1 pseudogene is annotated in these 1,266 nt (G+C 72.8%); it reads left to right on the forward strand.

From position 1 onward, the window contains the following. Positions 1–1,266: pseudogene (locus BHU15_RS36415) on the forward strand (type I polyketide synthase); the annotation flags it as partial.

The raw sequence follows: 1,266 nt of genomic DNA on the forward strand, positions 1-1,266 counted from the left end.
CCGCGCCGGAAGCGGCGCCCGCCCAACTCCCCAGACCGGGGCCGAAGTTCGACCGCGCGCAGTTGGAGTACCTCGCCTCCGGGAAGATCTCCACGCTGTTCGGCCCTCGGTTCGCGGAGCAGGACGCGTACCCGGTGCAGACCCGGATGCCCGGCCCGCCGATGCTGTTCGCGGACCGGGTCACCGGGGTCGACGCCGTACCGGCCGCGCTCGTCGCGCCAGGACCGGTGCGCACCGACGGCAGGATCTGGACGGAGACCGACGTACGGGCCGACAGCTGGTACCTGGACGCCACGGGGCGTATGCCGGCCGGGCTGCTGATCGAGGCGGGGCAGGCGGATCTGCTGCTGCTCAGCTGGCTGGGCGTGGACCTCATCAACCGGGGGGAGCGCGCCTACCGGCTGCTGGGCTGCGAGGTGACGTACCACGGGAGACCGCCGGAGGCGGGCGACGTCCTGCGCTACGAGATCTACATCGACGGCCACGCGGAGCACGAGGACGTCCGGCTGGCCTTCTTCCACTACGACTGTTACGTGGACGGCGAACTGCGGCTCAGCATCCGCGAGGGCCAGGCCGGGTTCTTCACGCCCGGGGAGCTGGCCGGCAGCGGCGGTGTGCGGTGGGATCCCACCGAGCGCCCGCCCGGCGACGGCCTGCCGCTCGACCCGCCCGCCGTGCGCTGCGGACGGACCCGCTTCGACGCGGACCGGGTGCGGTCCCTGACCCAGGGGCGGCCCGCGGACTGCTTCGGCCCCGGCTGGGAGGCGACGGCGGCCCACGTACGCTCGCCCCGGCTCGACGACGGCAGGCTGCGGCTGATCGACGAGGTGACCGCGTTCGACCCGGCCGGGGGACCGTGGGGGCGCGGCTATCTGCGGGCCGAGACCGCGCTGTCGCCGGACGACTGGTTCTTCGAGGGCCACTTCAAGAACGACCCCTGTATGCCGGGCACGTTGATGCTCCAGGGCGGTCTTCAGGCGATGGCGTTCTACCTGACGGCCATGGGCTTCACCGTGAACCGGGACGGCTGGCGTTTCGAGCCCGTCGGCGACCACCCCTGCAAGGCGATGTGCCGGGGCCAGGCGACTCCGGACAACCAGCGGGTCGTCTACGAGGTGTTCGTACGCGGTGTCTCGGCCGGTCCTGAGCCGACGCTGTACGCCGATGTGCTGGGCTCGGTGGACGGGGCGCGGGCGTTCCTGGGCCGGGACGTGGCGCTGCGGCTCGTACCCGACTGGCCACTGTCGCACTGGCGGCACTCGGGCC

It is taken from the genome of Streptomyces niveus (genome assembly GCF_001723055.1).
GTDB lineage: Bacteria > Actinomycetota > Actinomycetes > Streptomycetales > Streptomycetaceae > Streptomyces > Streptomyces niveus.